Here is a 20,134-nt window from a genome sequence, read left to right as displayed (position 1 = left end):
TTGGAATGATACCAGAGATCAAATTTGCTTATGACGGACTCGATGCGGCCAACCCTCGACAGCGATCTCCTGCGCACCTTCGTCGCCATTGCCGAAGCGGGCAATTTCACCCGGGCGGCGGAGCAGGCCGGGCGCACCCAGTCGGCGGTGTCGATGCAGATGAAGAAGCTCGAGGAGCTGGTCGGCGACAGCCTGTTCGAACGCGGCTCGCGCGGCGTGGCGCTGACGCGCCGTGGCGGCGAGCTGATCGTCAATGCCCGCCGCATCGTCTCGCTGCTCGACGAGACGGCGGCATCGATGGCGGCGGCACCTCTTGGCGGGCCGGTGCGCATCGGCATTCCCGAGGAATATGGTCACGCCATCCTGTCGCGCGCGCTCGGCGCCTTCTCGAAGCGTCACACCAAGGTCGAGGTCACCGTGCGCTATGCACATTCGGGCGCCCAGCTGGCAGCGTTGGCGGCCGGTGAACTCGACCTCGCCGTGGTGTTCGAATGGCAGGATCCTTCCGGCGGCGAGGTGCTGATGCACGATCCGACCGTGTGGGTGACATCGAGCCTGCATCACATGCATGAGGAGCGGCCGGTGCCGATCGCGCTCTACAACCGGGCCGGCTGGTGCAAGGACTTTGCCATCAAATCGCTTGAGCAGCGTGGGCTGGCCTACCGTGTCGCCTATACCAGCGACACCACCGGCGGCCTGAAGCTCGCCGTCACCTCTGGCCTGGCGATCGCGCCGATCTCGCACAGCAATATTCCGGATGGCTGTCGTGAACTCACCGCCGCTGACGGGTTCGGCCATATCGATTCCTCGAATGTGGTGATGCACCGCAGCCCAAATGCCTCAGGCGAAGCTATCGACGGCATGCAGGAGGCGATCCGCGAGGCGTTCGTCAACCGGCCGGCTTAGTCTGTTGCATCCTCGTAGAAATGCAGGCGATTGCCGAAGGGGTCGCCGACCGACACTTCACGGGTCTGCCACGACGTGGTTCGAGGCCCGGCCGGGCGTAGCGGTATCTCTTGCCGATCAGTTCGCGGTGCAATGCCGCGATGTCCTCGACCTTGATGCGCATGGCTATACCCGGCGCGCCGTCGCCATGATGTTCGCTCAGATGCAGGACACAGCCGTCGCGGATTACACCCATGTAGAGCGGCGCATTGTCGTCGAAGCGGTGCTCGAACTCGACCTTGAAGCCGAGAAAGTCGACATAGAATTCGCGTGCCTTGGCGATGTCGAAGATGCGCAGGATGGGCGTGACGGCACCGAGTTTCGGCATGGCGCTGATACCATTCAGTTCGACGGATGTTGCCTTGGAAGCTACTTCAGCTCCAGCAGCCGCTCGAGGTAGCTGCGCTCGATGTCGGGGCTGAGCGCGTTGCCGAGCCGCTTGCGAATCGCCTCGAGAATCTGGCGGGCGCGCTGCACGTCGATCTCGTCGGGCACCTTCACCGAATCGCCGAAATCGGGTCCGCGGCTGGCGCGTGGTCGGCCCAGCGGATCGCGGCCGGCGTCCTGTTGGCGGCCGCCTTCCTGGCTGCCACCCTGGTCGCCCTGCATCGCCTGCAGCTGCTTCATCATCTCTTTGGCGCCCTTGCGCAGCGCTTCCAGCGCGCGACCCTGGTGGCCGACGGCCTGGTCGCCTTCGCCTTCGCCAAGCGACTTTTCGGCATTGCCCATGGATTTGCCAGCGTCGCCAAACCCCTCATTGGGTTGCATGCCCATGCCTTCCAGGCCCTTCTTCAGCTTGTCGAGTTCGCTCTGCAACTGGCCCTGGCCTTCCTGCAGCTGCTTCATCGCATCGGCGAATTCCTGCGGTGTCATCGACTTCGGCCGGGCGAGAGGATCGCGATCCTTGCCGACGCCCGGCTGGTCCGGGTCGTCGCCATTGCCTTCGCCGGGCTGCTGATTATCTCCGCGCTGCATCTGGTCCATGCGGTAGGTGTCGTTCATCATCTCCTGCTGGCGGCGCATGATCTCGCCCAGCTTGTCCATCTGCTGGCGCATCTCGCTGTCCTGCTCGCCGCCTTGCTGCTGACGGCCGGCCTGCAGGTTGTTCATCATGTTTTCCAGCTGCGACAGCAGCTCCTGCGCCTTGTCGCGGTCGCCTGATTTCGCCAAATTCTCGATCTGGTCCATCATGCGGTCGATATCGCTCTGGCGCAACTCGCGGCCGTTCTGCTGCATCTGCGGCGCGTTCGGGTTCTGCTTGGCGCGCTCGGCGAATTCCTGCAGGAATTCGTTCATCGCCTCGCGCAGTTCCTTCATCGCCTTTTCGATCTCTTCGTCGCTGGCGCCGCGCTTGATGGCGTCCTGCAGCGCCTGCTGGGCCTGGCGGAGCCGCTTTTCGGCGGACGAGAGATTGCCTTCCTCGATGCCGAGCGCGATTTCCCAGAGATAGGCAACCTCGTTGCGCAACTGATCGTCGCTGTCCGACATCTTCAGCCGGCTGCGGGCGCTCATGATGGCGAGGTAATGCGACATGTTGTCGAACGTGTCCTCGGGCCGCAGCGTGATGGCGTCCATCAGGTCGAGCACGCGCGGCTTGGCATTGGCGTCGAGCGCCAGCAGGCGGCGCTGCTCGACCACCGCCCGCGCCAGTGGGTTGGCGAAGGGCCGCTCCGGCATCACAATAGTCTTGGTCTCGCTGGTCGCGGTGTGTCCGGCATCGTCGGTGGCGACAAGCGACAGCTTGATGCTGGCGCCGGCCCAGACGTGCTCGGTGAGGTCCTTGGTGGTCTTGGCGGCGTTCGCCTTGCCGCCGCGGCGCGGCAGCGCCAGCGGCAGGTCAGGCGGACCGTAGAGCGGATGCGCATCGGGCGCCGCCGGATCGGCCAGCGCGAAAACCGCCTTGGCGGTGGCCGCGCCATAGTCGTCGTCGATCTGGTAGTTGAGCTCGAAGGCGCCGTTGACGGCGCGCTTGGGCTCGCCGACGAAGCGGATCGTCGGCGGCTTATCGGGGATCACCGCGAAGGCCCAGCGACCGAGATCGGCTTCGCCCGACTTCAGCGTCAGCGTGCCGTCGGCGGTCAGCTTGCCGGTGAACTGGCGCAGCTTGGGGGTCGCGGGGTTGACCGCCGCTGCGTTGACGGCCGCCACCTGTGGTCCCGACGGGTCGATGGCGCGAGCATTGCCGCCCTTGTCGGCAAAGCTTAGCGTTTCCTCGCCGGAGCCGCCGGTCACGCGCAGCGAGACGTCGCTGCCTTGCGGCACGGTGAAGGTGGCAACCGCCTGCTTGGCGTTGCCATCGATGACTGGCGCGGTCAAGAAGATGGGCGGCTTGCCGGTATAGGCCGGCGGGGTCACCCAGGCATCGATGCGCGGCGGTACGATGTCGCGCGCCGCATGCGCACTGAAACCATCGGACAGCCTGCCGCCGGACGGTCCGAAGGAAAAGGCAAAAGCGGTGACCAACAGCAGCGCCGCCACGGCACGCAATGCCCACGGATCGCGCTCCGGCACGCGGGTACGCGGCAGGTCGGCGCCAAGGCTGCCGAGCTTGTCGGCCATGCGCTTTTGGTGTTCGCGCCACAACGCCTGGGAAAAGATGCTTTCCTTGCCGCTGGGACGGTCGGTCTGCACCAGCACCGGGCTGTGCTGCAGCTGGTTGGCGGCCTCGATACGGCGGTCGATTTCAGCGGCGGATGGAAGCTTGAAGAAACGCAGCGGATAGAGCGCCGTCAGCGTGGCAATACCGAACGCAGTGACCAGGATAATGCGCGCAATGTCAGGCAGCCGGGGGAAAAGGCCGAGCCAGGAGAGGCTGAGAAACAGGCTGGCGATGATGAGCAGCGGCAGAAGCAGCGGCCAGCCGCGCTCGACCGTCATCGAGACCCGTGTCGCCAGCCGGCTCAGGGCAAGCCGCCCGGCCAGGCTGCGATCGCCACTGGAAATGGGGCGTTCCGTCATCGGCCCTTCCTGCCCGGGCGGGATAGCCCGGACTCAACAAGCAGAAGTTTACCAGCAAACACGGCAAAGGCGAGGCGGTTCCGGAAAACTTGAAAAGCTTTGACGGGTTTGCGTCCCACTTCAGTCGAAGCAAGGTTTAGAATTTCGCCGGATCGGTATTCGAGCCGCAGACAAGGACGGCGATCCGCTCGCCCTGCGCCGGCGTGTAGCGGCCGGACAGCAGCGCTGCGAAGGCCGCTGCGCCGCCCGGCTCGGCGATGATCCGCACCCGCTCCCACAGCGCCTTTTGCGCGGCGATGATGGCGTCGTCGGTGACCAGGATGGAGCGTTCGACGAAGGCCTCGGCGATCGGGAACATCATCTCGCCGACGCGTTTGGGCGCCAGCGAATCGGCGGCGACGCCTTCGGCCGGCGCATCGACGGGGTGGCCGGCTTCGAAGGCGTGATGCAGCGTCGGCGCGCCTTCGGGCTCGATGGCGATGATCCTGATGCGGCCGGCAAACCAGGCGGCGATGCCGCCGATCAGGCCGCCGCCGCCGACAGCGACCAGCAGCGTGTCGATGTCGGGCAGATCGTTTTCGATTTCGAGGCCGAGCGTGCCTTGGCCGACCAATGTTTCCTCCTGGTTGAAGGCATGGATCTGCAGCGCGCCGGTCTTTTCAGCAAAAGCCTCGCTGGCGGCCAGCGCCTCGGCATAGCGGGCGCCGCCGACGATCAGTTCGGCGCCGTAGCCGCGGATGCGCTGCAGCTTGGCCGCCGGGCTGACTTCGGGAACGAAGATCGTCGCCTTGTGGCCAAGCCGCATGGCGGCATAGGCGACCGCGGCGCCATGATTGCCGCCCGATGCGGCGACGACGCCGGCCGCAGGCACCGGCCGTTCGAGCAGATTGGTGAAGGCGCCGCGCGCCTTGAACGAGCCGGAATGCTGCAGGCATTCGAGCTTGAGGTCGACCGCCAGCGGCGGCCGGTCGAAATCGGCCATGTCGACGCGCAGCACCGGCGTGTGCCTGATATAGCGGCGGATGCGCGGTTCCATCGCGGCAATGCGTTCGCGCGTGACGGTGTTGCCGTTCGTCATGACCATCTCCTTGGGATTGACAGCAATTAGTAACTTGGCAAAATGGCTAAATGCAAGAGGTTGATGTCTTCAAGGCGATCGCCAACGAACGCAGGCTGCAGATCCTCGACTGGCTGAAGGATCCGCAGGCGCATTTCCCGGCCCAGGCAGACGGCGATCTGGTCGATGACGGCGTTTGCGCGCTGCTGATCGCGGAGAAGCTCGGCATTACGCAGGCGACGCTCTCCGAACATATGCGCGTGCTTACCCAGGCCGGCCTGCTGCGCCCCAAGCGCATCAAGCAATGGACGTTCTACCGCCGCGACGAGGACAGGATCGCCGACACAAGGATGCTCATCCAAAACCGGCTGTAGCGCAGCCGCCGTGGCGGCTCCTATGCAAGCCAGTCGGGCACCGAATCCAGGCCGATCAGTTCGTCATAGGTCTGGCGCCGGCGTACGACATGGAAACGGTCGCCGTCGACCAGAACCTCGGGCACCAGAAGGCGGGTGTTGTAGGTGCCGGATTGCACCGCGCCATAGGCGCCGGCGGTGGTGACGGCAATGAGGTCGCCAGACTTGAGCCGGGGCAGGTCACGGTCGAGGCCGAGATAGTCGCCGGTCTCGCAGACCGGGCCGACGACGTCGACCGCCATGCGCGGCGTGTCGGCCGGCGGCTGCACCACCGGCTTGATGTCGTGGAAGGCATCGTAGAGCGTCGGCCGGATCAGATCGTTCATGGCGGCGTCGACGACGAGGAAGTTCTTGGCGTCGCCTTCCTTCACGAAGATCACTTCCGAGACCAGGATGCCGGCATTGCCGACGATCAGCCGGCCCGGCTCGAACATCACCTTCACTCCAAGCTTTGTCAGGTGCTTCCTGACGATCTCGGCATAGGCATCGGGCAGAGGCGGCGGGCTGTTGTCGGTGCGGTAGGGGATGCCGAGGCCGCCGCCGAGATCGACATGCTCGACGGCGTGGGCATCGGCGCGCAGCGCGCCGACCAGTTCCGCCAGAAGCGCGAAAGCATCGTCAAAGGGCTGCAACTCGGTGATCTGGCTGCCGATATGGGTATCGATGCCGATGGGCTTGGTGCCCGGCAAACCGGCCGCGCGGGCATAGACCTGGCGCGCTCGTTGCCAGGGAATGCCGAACTTGTTCTCGGCCTTGCCGGTGGAGATCTTCCTGTGCGTCCTGGCGTCGACATCCGGGTTGATGCGCAGCGAGACCGGCGCCACCTTGCCGAGCGCGGTGGCGCGGGCCGACAGCAATTCAAGCTCCGGCTCGGATTCGACATTGAAGCAGAGAATGCCGGCCTCGAGCGCAAAATCCATTTCGCGCGCGGTCTTGCCGACGCCCGAGAATACGATCTTGCTGGCCGGGATGCCGGCGGCGAGCGCGCGGCGCATTTCGCCTTCCGAGACGGTATCGGCGCCGGCGCCGAGCTTTGCCAGCGTTCGCAGCACCGCCTGGTTGGAATTCGCCTTCAAGGCGTAACAGACCAGCGTGTCGAGCCCGGCAAAGGCCCCGGCGAACACCCGGTAGTGCCTCGTCAAGGTTGCCGTCGAATAACAATAGAACGGCGTGCCGACGCTTGCGGCGATGTCTGGTATCGCCACGTCCTCGGCATGGAGCACGCCGTCGCGGTAATCGAAATGGTTCACGAGAGTGTTTCCGGAAGTTGGAGCACGAGACCTGGTTAGAAAGACCAAGCCGGTCTCATCGGCCCTAGATCAGCGGGTCGAGGATGAATTTCTTGTCCACGACCGGTTTTTCCGGCTCCGGCGGCACCGGCTGTTTGGCGCGCTCGGCGTCCTTGCGGGCCTGGACGGCCGCTTCATAGGGCGTGTCGAGACCAGCCTTACGGCCGCAAGCGGTCACGGCAGCCATCGCCGTCAGCAGCGTCAGCGTCACGAAAATCCTGCTCGCGGTCATCGATCCATCCGTCCGAAACTCTATGTGCTGCGCTTTTAACCGAGTTTTAGGCGCATTGCACCCCGGCATCATGCCTTGGCGATGCGCTTTTTCCAGCTGCGGATCTGCTTCCTGACCTCCGATGGCGCGGTGCCGCCGAAACTGGTGCGGCTCTTCACCGAATTCTGCACCGCCAGAACCGAGAAGATGTCTGCCGTGATGCCGGGGTTGATCGACTGCAGATCCTCCAGCGACAGCTTTTCAAGGCTCACCTTCTTCTCTTCGGCCAACGCCACCGCGCCGCCGGTGACATGGTGTGCCTCACGGAAGGGCAGGCCCAGCGTGCGCACCAGCCAGTCGGCGAGGTCGGTCGCGGTCGCGTGGCCCGAGCCGGCGGCTTTTTTCATGGCGGCGGCATTGACCGTCATGTCGCGCACCATGCCGGTCATCGCAGCCAGCATCAAATCGAGTGTTTCGGCGGCGTCGAAGACGGATTCCTTGTCTTCCTGCATGTCCTTGCCGTAGGTCAGCGGCATGCCCTTCATCACCGTCAGCAGCCCGACGAGATGACCGGTGACGCGGCCGGTCTTCCCGCGCACCAGTTCGGCGGCGTCCGGGTTCTTCTTCTGCGGCATGATTGAGGAGCCGGTGGAGAAACTGTCCGACAGCCTTACGAAGCCGAATTGCGGCGTCGACCAGATGATGATTTCTTCGGCGAGCCGCGACAGATGCGTGGCGCAGATCGCCGCCAGGCTCAAAAACTCCAGCGCGAAATCGCGGTCGGAGACGCTGTCCAGGGAATTGCGCATCGGCTCGCGGAAGCCGAGCGCCTTGGCGGTCTTGTGGCGATCGATCGGAAAACTGGTGCCGGCAAGCGCTGCCGCGCCGAGCGGGCTTTCATCCATCCGCTCGATGGCGTCGCGGACGCGCGACAGGTCGCGCGAAAACATCTCGACATAGGCCATGCAATGGTGGCCGAAGGTCACCGGCTGCGCCGCCTGCATGTGGGTGAAGCCGGGCATCACGGTCGCCGCATGCTCCTCGGCGCGGTCGAGCAAGGCTGAGATCAGCCCCTTCAGCGCCTCGGCGACGCGAAAGCACTCGTCCTTGACCCAGAGCCGGAGATCCACCGCCACCTGGTCGTTGCGTGACCGCGCCGTGTGCAGGCGGCCGGCGGCCGGGCCGATCAGATCGGCGAGGCGGGCCTCGATGTTCATGTGAATGTCTTCCAGCCGGGTCGAGAACTCGAACGTGCCGGCCTCGATCTCTTTCAGGATCGTGTTCAGCCCGTGAGCGATCTTTTCTTGATCGGCCACCGAAATAATGCCCCTTTCAGCCAACATCTCGCTGTGGGCGACCGAACCTCTTATGTCTTGCGCATAAAGTTTGCGGTCGAACGAGATCGACGCGTTGATCGCTTCCATGATCGCGGCCGGACCCGAGGCAAAACGTCCGCCCCACATCTGGTTGCTGGCCTTCTTGTCGCTCATCGCTATAACCCGTGCTCCGGAGCAGTCTTAGAAAATGGCAGACGGTAACAGATACTTCCCGGCCCCGCGCCTGATCCTCGCCGCTTTGGTGGCGGGCGTGCTGGCCGGCGCGGTCGCGGTATATGTCAGCGAGAGCGGGTCTGGCAACAACGCAGCCACCGGCAGCGCACCTGCGGCCGGCGCGGGCAACAGCAAGGACGATGTCGCCTGCGCCGCCAAGAGCGACCGCGCCAAAAAGGTTGCCGCCGCAGCCACCGGCCAGGTGGCGGCATTGCTGCCCGCCGATCCGCCGCAATCGCTGAAAAGCCTCGCCTTCAACGGCCCAGACGGCAAGCCGATGACGATCGCCGATCATGTCGGCAAGACCGTGCTGCTCAACTTGTGGGCGACGTGGTGCGCGCCCTGCCGCGCCGAAATGCCGGCGCTCGATACGCTGCAGAAGGAAAAGGGCAGCGATGCCTTCGAAGTGGTCGCGGTCAATGTCGATGCCGGCGACGATGTGAAGCCGAAGAAGTTCCTCGCCGATATCGGCATCGGGTCGCTCGGCTACTACCGCGATTCGACGCTGGCGCTGTTCAACGACGTCAAGACGCGTGGCTTGGCGCTAGGCCTCCCCGTCACCATGCTGATCGATGGCGAAGGCTGCCTGGTCGCGCATATGAACGGACCGGCGGAATGGTCGGGACCGGATGCCAAGCGCCTGGTCGAGGCCGCACTCGCCCCTTAGGATGAGCGCAGGGCCGCCGCCGGCGGCAGCATCAAGATGCTGCCGCCGCGTTGTTTGACGCTGGCGTCCTCTTGTGCCGCCGGCGCCGCGACGCCGGTCAGTTCGCTGAACGCCTCGATCGGGCTCGGCCGGCCTAGATAGTAGCCCTGGCCGATCTCGCAGGCCTCGGCGTCGAGGAATTTCAGCTCGCCCAGCGTCTCGACGCCCTCGGCCAAAACCGGCAGGCCGAGACCGCGGCCAAGCCCCAGAACGGCGCGCACGATGGCTGCCACCTGGCCGTTGCTGTCGACTGATTTGATGAATGAGCCGTCGATCTTGATCTTGTCGAAGGGGAAGGCGCGGAGATTGGACAGCGAGGAGTAGCCGGTTCCGAAATCGTCCATCGCCACACGCACGCCAAGCGCCTTCACCTGGCGCAAGGTCGCCAGCGCGCGCGGCATGTCCTTGACCAGCGCCGTTTCGGTGATCTCGAGTTCGAGCCTGCCGGGCGTCAGGCCGGAGCCGAGCAGGACTTCATGCACCTTGCGGCTGAAATTCGGATTGTGGAGCTGCACCGCCGAGACATTGACCGCGACGGTGAGAGGGTTCTTCCAGCGCGCAGCCTCGGCGCAGGCCGTCGCCAGCACCCATTCGCCGATCTGGATGATGACGCCGCTGTCTTCGGCCACCGGGATGAAGGTCGCCGGCGACACGTCGCCGCGCTGCGGATGGCGCCAGCGGATCAGCGCTTCGAACCCGACCATCCGCCCGCTGCTGATCTCCTTTTGTGGCTGGTAGACGAGGCGAAACTCATCGCGCGCCATGGCCTGGCGCAGTTCGTGCTCCATCACGCGCCGGTCTCGCGCCTCGGCGCCCATCGAGGCCTCGAAGTAACGGTAGGTGTCCTTGCCCTCGGCCTTGGCGCGGTAGAGCGCGGTGTCGGCGTGGCTGACCAGGAGTGTCGGCTCATCGGCGTCGAGCGGATAAAGTGCAATGCCGATGCTGGCCGACACCAGCCCGCCACCGACCGACAGCCGGTTTTCCTCGCGCATGGCCGCCAGCACCGCCTCGGCGATGCGGCCGGCCGCCTGCGGATCGGGAAGGTTCGGAGCGATGATGGCGAACTCGTCGCCGCCGAGACGCGCCAGCATCTGTCCGTGGCGGAGCACGGCGGAGGCGCATAGCGCCACCTTCTGCAGCATGGCATCGCCGGCGCCGTGCCCGAACAGGTCGTTCACTTCCTTGAAGCGGTCGAGGTCTAGCAGCAGCAGCGCAAGATGCCCGCCCTTGCCGCCGCGGTCCATTGCGGCAATTTCGGCCTCGAGCCGGCCGGAGAAACTGCGGCGGTTGGGGAGCCCGGTCAGCGGGTCGAAATGGGCGAGGCGCAGTATCTCCTGCTCGGCCTTCCTGCGTTCGCGGATGTCGCGCACGGCGACCACGCTGTGCCGCTTGCCGCAATAGTCGATGCTCCTGGCGATAAGTTCGACGGGGATGGTGGCGCCGTCATGGGCTCTGAGCTCCGCTTCCTGTGCCTGTCCGCTGCAGTCGGACATGCCGGCCGCGGTGCGTTCGCCGAAGAGATCGCCAAGCAGCATCGCGTTCAGCACTTCCGGCGCCATGCCGGTTAGCGCGGCGATGCTGTCATTGGCGCTGACGATGCGGGCGCCGTCGCAGACGATCAGCCCCTCGACGGCGGCGTTGGCGAGGCCGTGCATGCGCTCTGCCTCGAGCTTGTGACGACGGAAACGCAGGTCGATCCACAATGCTGCGGCTGAAAGCACCAGGATAGCCATGCTGACTGCAGCGGCGGCGAAGGCCTGCGACACCGGTTCAACCGTGAACTGCGATATCTGGATGGAGGAGTCCGGGAAGATCGACACCGCGCCCATCGCGATGAAGTGCAGGCTGCAGATCGCCAGCGTCAACAGGATGGCGGCGGCGATTGTGGCCTGCATGGACGGCCGTCGCAACACGACCAGCAGCGCCAGCGCGGCGAGGGTGACGCCTGTCAGCACCGAGACGCCGACCAGCAGCGGGTTCCAGACGATGCGCCCTTCGACCTCGAAGGCGGCCATGCCGATATAGTGCATGGCGGCGATACCGGCGCCGAGGACCGCGCCGCCGACCAGAGGGTAGTCGATGCCCCGGCGCAAGGTGGCGATCCACATGCCCGCGGCGGTAAGGGCGACGGAACCGGCGAGCGAAAGCGCCGACATCTCCGTATTGTAGGCGTTGGGGATTCCGGGAGAAAAAGCAAGCATTGCGATGAAATGCGTTGCCCAGATACCGAAGCCGGTGGAAGTGGCTGCTATCATCAGCCAGGTATAGCGGTTGCGCTCGCTCGAGCGGTCGACATGGCGAAGCAGGTTAACCGCCGAGAAGGAAGAAATACCGCAAATGAGCGCTGCCAGTGCGACCAGTCTCAGATCGTGCTCATGCACGATACAATTATAGACCGTCAGCATCTCGCCCCACCTGCTCTCCCACAGCAATCAAGCCGTCCACTTGATTAGTATGTCGCGCTTGACGAAGAATCGGTTATGCGAACTACAACTACAGCGGGTTTTTCGGGTTGTACCTTGCGGCGATCCTGTCTCATTCCAGACAGGGTCACAGCAGCGCTTGGCGCGATGCCGCTCTACCGATCTCGATCTGGCCGAGCGCCGGTTTGGCGGCCGCACGGTGCAGGTGCGTGGCGCTGTCACGCGGGCCCTTCACGCATCGCTGGGCGGTCGGCGATCCTTGCAGGCCCACCATGCCCCATTCTATCGCTGAGCCGGCTTGGCATTTCTCTCTGTCCTCGTTGCAAAGCGAGGGGGCGCGAAGTTAGCCGGGTATGAAATTCACGAAACAGCAACAAATCCGTTGTCCGATTGTCATCAGCGACACATATTGCGTTCGCGGGAGCGCCCCTTTCGCCAATGACAAACGGGAGATGAAACATGAAGTTGTTCGGCTTTGCGGCCGGTGTTGCCGCCACCTTGACCCTGCTTTCCACCACCTCCGCCTTCGCCGCCACCCAGATCAGTTGGTGGCATGCAATGACCGGCGCCAATGCCGAGGTGGTCGACAAGATCGCCAAGGATTTCAATGCCAGCCAGAGCGACTATGAAATTCTCCCTGTCTTCAAGGGCACCTATCCCGAAACGCTGAATGCCGGCATCGCTGCCTTTCGTGCGGGGCAAGCGCCCGACATCATCCAGGTGTTCGACGTGGGTACCGGCGTCATGATGGCCGCCGAAGGTGCGATCAAGCCGGTGGCCGATGTGCTGACCAGCGCCGGCGTGACCTTCGACAAGAGCCAGTATTTGCCCGGCATCGTCGGCTACTATTCGAAGCCGGACGGGACCATGCTGTCCTTCCCCTATAATTCCTCGTCGCCCATCCTCTACTACAACAAGGATATCTTCCAGAAGGCCGGGCTTGATGTGAACAATCCGCCAAAGACCTGGAACGAGGTGTGGGAAGCCGCCAAGAAGATCAAGGCGAGCGGCGCCGCTTCCTGCGGCTATACCTCGACGTGGTTGACCTGGATCCACCTTGAGGCCTTCGCTGCCTGGAATGACGTTTCTGTGGCACCAACCAGAACGGACTTGCCGGAACCGACGTCGAGCTCAAGATCAATGCGCCGATCTTCGTCAATCATTTCCAGGCGCTCGCCGACCTGGCCAAGGACGGCACCTTCAAATATGGCGGCCGTACATCCGAAGCCAAGCAGATCTTTCTTGCCGGAGAATGCGGCATCTTCACCGAATCGTCGGGGGGTCTCGGTGACATCGTCAAGTCGGGCATGAACTACGGCATCGGCCAGCTTCCCTATGATAGTGACGCCAAGGGCGCGCCCCAGAACACCACGCCGGGCGGCGCCAGCCTGTGGGTGTTCGGCAACAAATCGGACGAGGAATACAAGGGCGTCGCGGCGTTCTTCTCCTACCTGTCCAAGACCGAAGTGCAGGAGTATCTGCATCAGAAGTCGGGTTATCTGCCGGTGACGCTCGCTGCCTATGAGGCGACCAAGAAGTCCGGCTTCTATGACAAGAACCCGGGCCGTGAGACGCCGATCCTGCAGATGCTGGGCAAGGCGCCGACCGAGAACTCGAAGGGCGTGCGCCTCGTCAACCTGCCGCAGGTGCGCGACATCGAGAATGAGGAGTTCGAGAAGATGCTGGCCGGCCAGCAGACTGCGCAGCAGGCGCTCGACAACGCGGTCGCACGCGGCAACAAGGCGATTCAGGAAGCGATCGGAAACTGAAGCGATTGTCAGTTGAACCTCGTCCACGCGGACCCGCGTGGACGATTTCCTGAATAGCGAGGGAATCACCCTGTCTCCACGCGTCGTCTTTCCCAACAAGACCCTGCCTTATCTGCTGGTGGCGCCGCAACTCGCCATTACGCTGATCTTTTTCTACTGGCCGACCGGGCAGGCGCTCTACCAGTCGATGCTTAGGGAAGACCCGTTCGGGCTGAAGAGCAAGTTCGTCGGGCTCGCCAATTTTCGCAAGGTGCTGGCCGACCCGGCCTACCTCAACTCGATCAAAGTTACGCTGGTGTTCTCTCTGGCGACCGCGATGGTCGCCATGGGTGTGGCCCTGTTGCTTGCCGTCATGGCCGAGAAGGTGGTGCGCGGCAAAGGCCTTTATCGCACGCTGCTGATCTGGCCGTATGCGGTGGCGCCGGCGATTGCCGGCATGTTGTGGCTGTTTCTGTTCAACCCCTCGATCGGTTCGCTGGCCTACGCCTTGAGAGGTCTCGGCATCGCCTGGGATCCCTTGCTTAACGGAAACCAAGCCATGATCCTGCTGGTATCTGCGGCTGCCTGGAAGCAGATCAGCTACAATTTCCTGTTCTTCGTCGCCGGGCTGCAGGCGGTGCCGAAGACGTTGATAGAGGCGGCGGCCATGGACGGCGCCGGGGAGACGAAGCGCTTCTGGACCATCGTCTTCCCGCTGCTCGCACCGACGACCTTCTTCCTGCTGGTCGTCAACACTGTCTATGCGCTGTTCGACACTTTCGGTATCGTTCATGCCGTCACCGGCGGCGGGCCAGGCAAGGCCACCGAGACGCTGGTCTACAAGGTCTACAATGACGGTTTCGTCAATTTGATCCTCGGCGATTCGGCCGCGCAGTCGGTCATCCTGATGGTCATCGTCATCTCACTCACGGCCATCCAGTTCCGCTATGTGGAACGCAAAGTCCACTACGGTTGAGCGCGAGCGATGATTGGTCAGTCCCCGCTTCGCGCCCTCATCGCCCACGCCGTGCTCATCCTGGGCATCCTGATCGTCGCTTTCCCGATCTACTACACCTTCGTTGCCTCCACGCAGACGCTGCAGACCATCCTCAAGCCGCCATTGCCTCTTTTGCCCGGCGACCAGGTCTGGAACAATTACAGCGAGGCGCTGTTCGGCGGTGTCGGCCGCATCGGCGGCGTCAGTGTCGGCCGATTGCTGCTCAACACCACGATCATGGCGCTCGGCATCGCGGTGGGGAAGATTTTCATCTCGATCCTTTCGGCCTATGCGATCGTGTTCTTCCGTTTTCCGCTTCGGATGGTCTTCTTCTGGCTGATCTTCATCACGCTGATGCTTCCCGTCGAGGTGCGCATCCTGCCGACCTACAAGGTGATGGTCGATCTCGGCATGATCGACACCTATGCCGGCCTGATCATTCCGCTGATCGCCTCGGCCACCGCCACGCTTCTGTTTCGCCAGTTCTTCATGACCATCCCAGGTGAGTTGGTGGAAGCGGCGCGTGTCGACGGCGCCGGACCATGGCGCTTCTTTTTCGACATCCTGCTGCCGCTGTCGCGCACCAACATCGCGGCGCTGTTCGTCATCCTCTTCATTTATGGCTGGACGCAGTACCTGTGGCCGCTGCTCGTCACCAACAGCAATGACATGAACACCATCGTCATCGCACTTAGAAAGATGGTCTCCTTCGCCGATGCCGATACCCAATGGCATCTGGTCATGGTCACCGCGATGATGGCCATACTGCCGCCGATCCTGATCGTGGTGCTGATGCAACGCTGGTTCGTGCGCGGACTGGTCGATACCGAAAAGTGAGAAGCTGATGGCGACCATCGATCTGAAGGATGTGAAGAAAGTCTATCCCGGCGGCGTCGAGGCGGTGAGGGGTGTCTCGATCGCCATTCCCGACAAGGAGCTTTGCGTGCTGGTTGGGCCGTCCGGCTGCGGCAAGTCCACGCTGCTGCGGATGATCGCCGGGCTTGAGACCATTTCTTCCGGCACCGTCGCCATCGACGGCAAGATCGTCAACACGATCGGTCCGACCGAGCGCGACATCGCCATGGTGTTCCAGAACTATGCGCTCTATCCACATATGAAGGTCTACGACAACATGGCCTACGGGTTGCGCAACCGGGGTACTCCCAAGGACGAGATCGACAGCAGGGTTCGCTCGACCGCCAAGGTGCTGGAGCTCACGGCGCTGCTCGACCGGCGCCCGCGCGAGCTTTCCGGCGGCCAGCGCCAGCGCGTGGCCATGGGTCGCGCAATCGTGCGCAATCCAAAAGTCTTCCTGTTCGACGAACCGCTTTCCAACCTCGACGCCAAACTGCGCGGCCAGATGCGGGTCGAAATCAAGAATTTGCAGCGCTCGCTCGGTGTCACCTCGGTCTACGTCACCCACGACCAGCTTGAGGCGATGACGCTGGCCGATATTCTCGTCGTCATGAATGGCGGGTTGGTCGAGCAGACGGGCGCGCCGCTCGACATCTACGAGAAGCCGGCATCGACCTTCGTCGCCTCCTTCATCGGAGCGCCGCCGATGAACCTTCTGCCTCTTTCGCAAGGACCGGCTGGTCCGGCGCTGACCGACGGCAAGACGGTTGACTTCGCGCCTACGAACGCCGCCACGCTTGGCTTCCGCCCTGAGGATGCCGACGTCACCTTCAGTGCCGAGGCATCATCCGGCGCGCTTATTCTGCCTGCGGCGGTCGAGGCGGTCGAACCTGTGGGAGCCGAAAGCTTTCTTCACTGTGCCGCCGGCGGCAACCGCATCGTCGTGCGTGTGGCCGGCCGCGCCACGGCCAAACCCGGCGATCAACTGCGCGTCGTGGCCAGGGCCGAGAAGCTGCATTGGTTCGACAATGCTGGGAAACGAGTCGATTGACGCAGCCGCTCGCGCCAATCCGACGCATCGGCAGTTCAGGCGAAGACATGCGCCTTGCCGGAAACTGTCAGGCGCACGATCTCGCCGACGGAAGGCGCGTCGATTCCCGGCTTGCGTAAGGTCAGCGGTGTGCTGCCGATCGCCGCGGCGTCCGGCGGATCGGGGTTGTTCAACAGCCGCACGGCAATGGTGCACATCGAGCCTGCGAATTCCGAGTCCGTCACCTCGGCGAATATCGTGCCCGCAGGACCCGACATGCCTTCGCGCGACGTGCGCTTTACCTGCACCTGCTCCGGTCGCAGCATGATGCGGGCGATGTCGCGCCGCTCCTTCGAGTCGACGGCTATGCGACCAAGCGAGGAGGTGGCGAAGCCGCCTGAAATCTTTGCCGGCAAGATGATGGCGTCGCCAAGAAACTCGGCAACCATGCGGTCTTTCGGCTGCAGATAGAGTTCTCGCGGTGTGCCGATCTGAGAGAACTTTCCGTCGCGCATGACCGCCACCTGGCTGGCGAAGGACAGCGCCTCGGCCTGGTCGTGGGTGACCAGGATGGTGGTGATGCCGGCGGCTTCGAGTAGTTCGGCGACCGCCTTGCGCATCGAGGCGCGCAGACCGGTGTCGAGCGCCGAGAACGGTTCGTCGAGAAGCATCAGCCTGGGCTTCATCGCCATGGCGCGGGCCAGCGCCACGCGCTGCTGCTGGCCGCCGGAGAGCTGGTGCGGGCGGCGCTTGAGGATCGCCTTGTCCAGCCCGACGGTATAGGCGAGCTCGGCGATGCGCTCGGCGCGCTGGTCCTCGCCGCGGGCCATGCCAAAGCCGATATTGTCGCCGATGCTGAGATGCGGGAACAGGGCGCCATCCTGCGCCACCAGGCCGATGCCGCGGCGGTGCGCCGGCACCGCATGGCCGCCATTGGCCAGCACCTCGCCGTCGAGCACGACGCGGCCCTGGTCGGGCGCCTCGAAGCCGGCGATCAGCCGCAGCAACGTCGTCTTGCCGCAGCCGGACGGGCCGACGATCGCGGTGCGACTGCCGCTTGCGGCGCTGAGCTCGATGCCGGCAAGGGCTGCGACCGGGCCGTAGTGCTTGGTGAGGCCACTGATTTCGAGAAAGCTCATCGCCCGGCCATCCGTTTCGACTGGACATAGAGCAGCCAGGTCAGCGGCAGCGACATCGCCACCATGATGAAGGCGTAAGGGGCGGCGGAGGCATAGTCGATCTCGCCGCTATAGGACCAGAACGCCATGGCCAGCGTGCGCGTGCCGTTGGGCGCCAGCATCTGGGTGGCGGTCAGCTCGTTCATGATGCCGAGCGCGACCAGCGCCATGCCGGCCGCAGCCCCCGGCGCCGACAGGCGAATCGTTGTCGACCAAAGCGCCTTCAGCGGCGGCCGGCCAAGGCTGGCGGCGGCGCGTTCGAGCTCGACCGGCGCCTGTGCGATCGAGGCTCTGAGGCTGATCAAGGCGCGCGGCAGGAACATCAGGGCATAGGCGACCAGGATTGTGAACAGCGTCTGGTAGAGCGGCATGGCGATGCGCACGGTAATGGTGACCAAGGCCAGCGCGATGACCACGCCGGGCAGCGAACCGACAATGTAGTTGCAGCCTTCGAGCAGCCGCTGCAGCGGTCCCGGCGCGCGGATCGAGATCCAGGCCATCGGCATGGCGGCGATGGTCGCAAGCAAGGCGCCGGCCAGCGCCAGGAACAGTGTCTGGCCAAGCGCCAGGCCGATCTCGTCCAAACGCCAGACATCGGCGCCGCCGGCGACCAGCCAGCGGCCGATGGTGACGAAGGGCACGCCGATGGCGAGCAGCGTGGTGACGGCAGGCAGAGCCAGGCAAGCCAGCGTGGCGCGCCCGAGCCTCGAGCGCTGCCGGTGGCGCGCCGCGCCTGAGCCGACGCGGGCATAGCGCTCTTCGCCGCGCACCAGCACCTCCAGAGCGAGCAGCACGAAGCAGCATGTCACCAGGACGCCGGCCAGCATGTTGGCGGCGGGGCCGTTGAAGGTCGACTGGAACTGGTCGACGATCGCGGTGGTGAAAGTGTCGAAGCGGATGAAGACATAGAGGCCATATTCGGCAAGCAGATGAAGTCCAACCAGCAGCGCACCGCCGCAAATGGCGAGCCTGAGCTGCGGCAGCACGACGCGCCAAAACACGCGCCATGGTCCGAGGCCAAGCGCTGCGGCCGCATCTTCCAGGGCGGGATCCAGCCGGCGCAATGCGGCCGCTAGTGGCAAATAGAGGAATGGGAAATAGGCAAGGACCGACACCAGCACGCCGGCCCACAGGCCATGCAGTCCCGGCACCAGGGTAATCCAGGCATAGGAGTGCACGAAGGCGGGGATGGCAAGCGGCGCTACCGACAGCCAGGCCCAGAGGCGGGCGCCTGGCAGGTCGCTGCGCTCGGTCAGCCATGCCAGCGTCACCGACAGCACGGTGGCGATCGGCACGGTGAGCGCCACCAGAAGCACGGTGTTGACCAGAAGTTCGCCGACGCGCGGCCGGAAGACCAGGGCCGAAGCAGTGTCCCAGCCGATCTGCACGCCGATCCAGATGATGAACGCCAGCGGCAGCAGCGACAGCAGCGAGACGATTATGGCGACAAGCGCGATCCAGGACATGGGCTTCCGGCGGGACCGCCCGACTGTCTGGCCTGAACGTGCGAGATCGACCGCAGTTTGCATCAGCTCGACCGCGCCACTGCCGCCGGGGCGGGGGCGCCGCAGGCGCGGCCGGAAACGCAATGTGTCGTCATGGACAATGCCATCTCGAAAACAGAGCGCTCCTGCGGAAAGTCCGGCAGGAGCGCAATCGTTGCCCTTTTAGGACGAACCCAGCCTAAAGCAAGCCGGCTGCCGTCATCAGGTCCGTCACCTTTTTGGAGTTCAGTGTCGCCGGATCGACCTTCGGCGCCTGCAGGTCGGCCAGCGGCACCAGCTTGGGATTGGACTGCGCGTCCTTGCCGATAGCGTATTCGAAGGACGTGCCGGTCTTCAGCACGTCCTGGCCGCCTTTCCCGGTCACCCATTTGAGGAACGCCTGGGCTTCCTTCGGGTGCTTGCTCGAGGCGAGCACGCCGCCGCCGGAGATCGAGACGAAAGCGCCGGGATCCTGGTTCTTGAAATAATGCAGTTCGACGTTCTTGCTGTTTTCGCCGGTCTTTGCCTGATCGCCGAAATAGTAATAGTGGTAGATGATTCCGCCTTCGATCTCGCCGGCATTGACCGCCTTCATCACCGTGCCGTTGCCCTTGTAGGCGGTGAAATTCTCCTTCATGGCCTTCAGCCAGTCGGCGGTTGCGGCTTCGCCCTTGAGCTCGAGCAACGCGCTGACGATGGCCTGAAAATCGGCGCCGGAAGGCGAGGCTGCCCAGCGGCCTTTCCAGGCGGGATCGGCGAGATCGAGCATCGATTTGGGCAGCTTTTCGGCCGTGAGCTTGGTCTTGTTGTAGGCAAAGACGGTGCTGCGCGCCGCGACACCCACCCATTTGCCGCTGCTCGGCTGGAATTCGGCCGGGACTTGCGCCAGCGTGTCGGCGTCGACCGGCGCGAAAAGGCCCGCCGCTTCGACCAGAGTCATCGCCGGCGAGTTCTCGGTCAGGAACACGTCGGCCGGCGAAGAAGCGCCCTCGGCGACGATCTGGTTGGAGAAATCGCTGTCGCCGCCATTGCGCAGCGTGACCTTGATGCCGGTTTCCTTGGTGAAACCTTCGACCCATTCCTTGGCCAGGCTCTCATGCTGGGCGTTGTAGACGATGATGCCGGCATCCGCGGCCATCGCCGGCCCGGCGATCATGCTCACGGCCAGCGCTGTGGCCCCCGCTAGGGTGGAGAGCGTGTATCTCATGGCGTCATCCTCAATCTCGGTGGTTCTGGTTTCGCAGGCTGCACCTATCGATACCTGACAGCAGTAGTCAACATTGCTCGGCT

At 64.2% G+C, this 20,134-nt stretch carries 16 protein-coding genes and 1 pseudogene; 7 read left to right on the top strand and 10 right to left on the bottom strand.

Annotation, left to right across the window (positions count from 1 at the left end; genetic code table 11):
* The first annotated feature begins 42 nt into the window (after nt 1-42).
* Nucleotides 43-906, top strand: coding sequence for a LysR family transcriptional regulator (locus NKI31_RS06750; RefSeq protein WP_023701399.1), 864 nt, complete (start codon nt 43-45; stop codon nt 904-906).
* Here the strand turns inward: NKI31_RS06750 and NKI31_RS06745 are convergent.
* The 3 genes from NKI31_RS06745 to NKI31_RS06735 form a co-directional block, all read right to left on the bottom strand.
* Entirely contained in the window at nt 890-1,273 is a 384-nt protein-coding gene (locus NKI31_RS06745; RefSeq protein ID WP_352650919.1) for a glyoxalase superfamily protein, read from the bottom strand. The two genes, NKI31_RS06750 and NKI31_RS06745, sit on opposite strands and share 17 nt — an antisense overlap.
* 41 nt (nt 1,274-1,314) lie before the next feature.
* Nucleotides 1,315-3,903, bottom strand: coding sequence for a TIGR02302 family protein (locus NKI31_RS06740; RefSeq protein WP_352650916.1), 2,589 nt, complete (start codon nt 3,901-3,903; stop codon nt 1,315-1,317).
* 136 nt (nt 3,904-4,039) lie between these two features.
* Nucleotides 4,040-4,981, bottom strand: coding sequence for a threonine/serine dehydratase (locus NKI31_RS06735; protein WP_352650913.1), 942 nt, complete (start codon nt 4,979-4,981; stop codon nt 4,040-4,042).
* Nucleotides 4,982-5,031: 50 nt separating this feature from the next.
* On the opposite strand from NKI31_RS06735, the gene NKI31_RS06730 reads away from it, so the two are divergent.
* Nucleotides 5,032-5,334 (top strand): ArsR/SmtB family transcription factor, encoded by a 303-nt coding sequence (locus NKI31_RS06730; protein WP_352650911.1) that lies wholly within the window; start codon nt 5,032-5,034, stop codon nt 5,332-5,334.
* Nucleotides 5,335-5,354: 20 nt separating this feature from the next.
* Here the strand turns inward: NKI31_RS06730 and lysA are convergent, their stop codons facing one another.
* The 3 genes from lysA to argH form a co-directional block, all read right to left on the bottom strand.
* Nucleotides 5,355-6,623, bottom strand: coding sequence for a diaminopimelate decarboxylase (lysA, locus tag NKI31_RS06725; RefSeq protein ID WP_352650908.1), 1,269 nt, complete (start codon nt 6,621-6,623; stop codon nt 5,355-5,357).
* Nucleotides 6,624-6,687: 64 nt separating this feature from the next.
* Nucleotides 6,688-6,894, bottom strand: a complete 207-nt coding sequence (locus NKI31_RS06720; RefSeq protein ID WP_352650906.1) for a hypothetical protein — start codon at nt 6,892-6,894, stop codon at nt 6,688-6,690.
* Nucleotides 6,895-6,962: 68 nt separating this feature from the next.
* Nucleotides 6,963-8,363, bottom strand: coding sequence for an argininosuccinate lyase (argH, locus tag NKI31_RS06715; protein ID WP_352650903.1), 1,401 nt, complete (start codon nt 8,361-8,363; stop codon nt 6,963-6,965).
* Between the two features lie 34 nt (nt 8,364-8,397).
* Here argH and tlpA point away from each other — a divergent pair, with 34 nt between their 5' ends.
* The gene (gene tlpA, locus NKI31_RS06710) at nt 8,398-9,090 is read left to right on the top strand and encodes a thiol:disulfide interchange protein TlpA (protein WP_023737451.1); all 693 of its coding nucleotides are present in this window, start codon (nt 8,398-8,400) and stop codon (nt 9,088-9,090) included.
* Here the strand turns inward: tlpA and NKI31_RS06705 are convergent.
* A complete protein-coding gene (locus NKI31_RS06705) occupies nt 9,087-11,534 on the bottom strand; it encodes a bifunctional diguanylate cyclase/phosphodiesterase (protein WP_352650900.1) in 2,448 nt (815 codons plus the stop codon). The genes tlpA and NKI31_RS06705 overlap by 4 nt on opposite strands.
* A 477-nt stretch (nt 11,535-12,011) precedes the next feature.
* On the opposite strand from NKI31_RS06705, the pseudogene ugpB reads away from it, so the two are divergent.
* From ugpB to NKI31_RS06685, 4 genes and pseudogenes are all read left to right on the top strand, one after another.
* Nucleotides 12,012-13,321 (top strand): annotated as a pseudogene (gene ugpB / locus NKI31_RS06700) (sn-glycerol-3-phosphate ABC transporter substrate-binding protein UgpB).
* 70 nt (nt 13,322-13,391) lie between these two features.
* Nucleotides 13,392-14,276: a sn-glycerol-3-phosphate ABC transporter permease UgpA gene (gene ugpA / locus NKI31_RS06695; protein ID WP_023685330.1), complete on the top strand. Its 885-nt coding sequence runs from the start codon at nt 13,392-13,394 to the stop codon at nt 14,274-14,276.
* Between the two features lie 9 nt (nt 14,277-14,285).
* Nucleotides 14,286-15,134: a sn-glycerol-3-phosphate ABC transporter permease UgpE gene (gene ugpE, locus NKI31_RS06690; protein WP_023737453.1), complete on the top strand. Its 849-nt coding sequence runs from the start codon at nt 14,286-14,288 to the stop codon at nt 15,132-15,134.
* A gap of 7 nt (nt 15,135-15,141) precedes the next feature.
* Nucleotides 15,142-16,203: a sn-glycerol-3-phosphate import ATP-binding protein UgpC gene (locus NKI31_RS06685; RefSeq protein ID WP_023673333.1), complete on the top strand. Its 1,062-nt coding sequence runs from the start codon at nt 15,142-15,144 to the stop codon at nt 16,201-16,203.
* Between the two features lie 35 nt (nt 16,204-16,238).
* Here the strand turns inward: NKI31_RS06685 and NKI31_RS06680 are convergent, their stop codons facing one another.
* The 3 genes from NKI31_RS06680 to NKI31_RS06670 all read right to left on the bottom strand — a co-directional run bounded on the left by NKI31_RS06680 (nt 16,239) and on the right by NKI31_RS06670 (nt 20,051).
* On the bottom strand, nt 16,239-17,321 hold the full coding sequence (locus NKI31_RS06680; protein ID WP_352650898.1) for an ABC transporter ATP-binding protein: 1,083 nt from the start codon (nt 17,319-17,321) through the stop codon (nt 16,239-16,241).
* On the bottom strand, nt 17,318-18,889 hold the full coding sequence (locus NKI31_RS06675; protein WP_023685328.1) for an ABC transporter permease: 1,572 nt from the start codon (nt 18,887-18,889) through the stop codon (nt 17,318-17,320). Before NKI31_RS06675 ends, NKI31_RS06680 begins: the two co-directional genes overlap by 4 nt.
* 154 nt (nt 18,890-19,043) lie before the next feature.
* Nucleotides 19,044-20,051, bottom strand: a complete 1,008-nt coding sequence (locus NKI31_RS06670; RefSeq protein WP_023698702.1) for an iron ABC transporter substrate-binding protein — start codon at nt 20,049-20,051, stop codon at nt 19,044-19,046.
* Between the last annotated feature and the right edge of the window lie 83 nt (nt 20,052-20,134).

It is taken from the genome of Mesorhizobium sp. M0659, from assembly GCF_040320605.1.
Classification (GTDB): domain Bacteria; phylum Pseudomonadota; class Alphaproteobacteria; order Rhizobiales; family Rhizobiaceae; genus Mesorhizobium.
Note: the sequence above shows the minus strand (reverse complement) of the source record. Positions and strands in the feature narration are given on the sequence as shown.

Excerpts from the sequence above, each read along its gene's own strand:
- NKI31_RS06750 (WP_023701399.1), top strand. The coding sequence starts at position 43 with ATGCGGCCAACCCTCGACAGCGATCTCCTGCGCACCTTCGTCGCCATT.
- NKI31_RS06745 (WP_352650919.1), bottom strand. The coding sequence starts at position 1,273 with ATGCCGAAACTCGGTGCCGTCACGCCCATCCTGCGCATCTTCGACATC.
- NKI31_RS06740 (WP_352650916.1), bottom strand. The coding sequence starts at position 3,903 with ATGACGGAACGCCCCATTTCCAGTGGCGATCGCAGCCTGGCCGGGCGG.
- NKI31_RS06735 (WP_352650913.1), bottom strand. The coding sequence starts at position 4,981 with ATGACGAACGGCAACACCGTCACGCGCGAACGCATTGCCGCGATGGAA.
- NKI31_RS06730 (WP_352650911.1), top strand. The coding sequence starts at position 5,032 with ATGCAAGAGGTTGATGTCTTCAAGGCGATCGCCAACGAACGCAGGCTG.
- NKI31_RS06720 (WP_352650906.1), bottom strand. The coding sequence starts at position 6,894 with ATGACCGCGAGCAGGATTTTCGTGACGCTGACGCTGCTGACGGCGATG.
- argH (WP_352650903.1), bottom strand. The coding sequence starts at position 8,363 with ATGAGCGACAAGAAGGCCAGCAACCAGATGTGGGGCGGACGTTTTGCC.
- tlpA (WP_023737451.1), top strand. The coding sequence starts at position 8,398 with ATGGCAGACGGTAACAGATACTTCCCGGCCCCGCGCCTGATCCTCGCC.
- NKI31_RS06705 (WP_352650900.1), bottom strand. The coding sequence starts at position 11,534 with ATGCTGACGGTCTATAATTGTATCGTGCATGAGCACGATCTGAGACTG.
- ugpE (WP_023737453.1), top strand. The coding sequence starts at position 14,286 with ATGATTGGTCAGTCCCCGCTTCGCGCCCTCATCGCCCACGCCGTGCTC.
- NKI31_RS06685 (WP_023673333.1), top strand. The coding sequence starts at position 15,142 with ATGGCGACCATCGATCTGAAGGATGTGAAGAAAGTCTATCCCGGCGGC.
- NKI31_RS06680 (WP_352650898.1), bottom strand. The coding sequence starts at position 17,321 with ATGAGCTTTCTCGAAATCAGTGGCCTCACCAAGCACTACGGCCCGGTC.
- NKI31_RS06675 (WP_023685328.1), bottom strand. The coding sequence starts at position 18,889 with ATGCAAACTGCGGTCGATCTCGCACGTTCAGGCCAGACAGTCGGGCGG.
- NKI31_RS06670 (WP_023698702.1), bottom strand. The coding sequence starts at position 20,051 with ATGAGATACACGCTCTCCACCCTAGCGGGGGCCACAGCGCTGGCCGTG.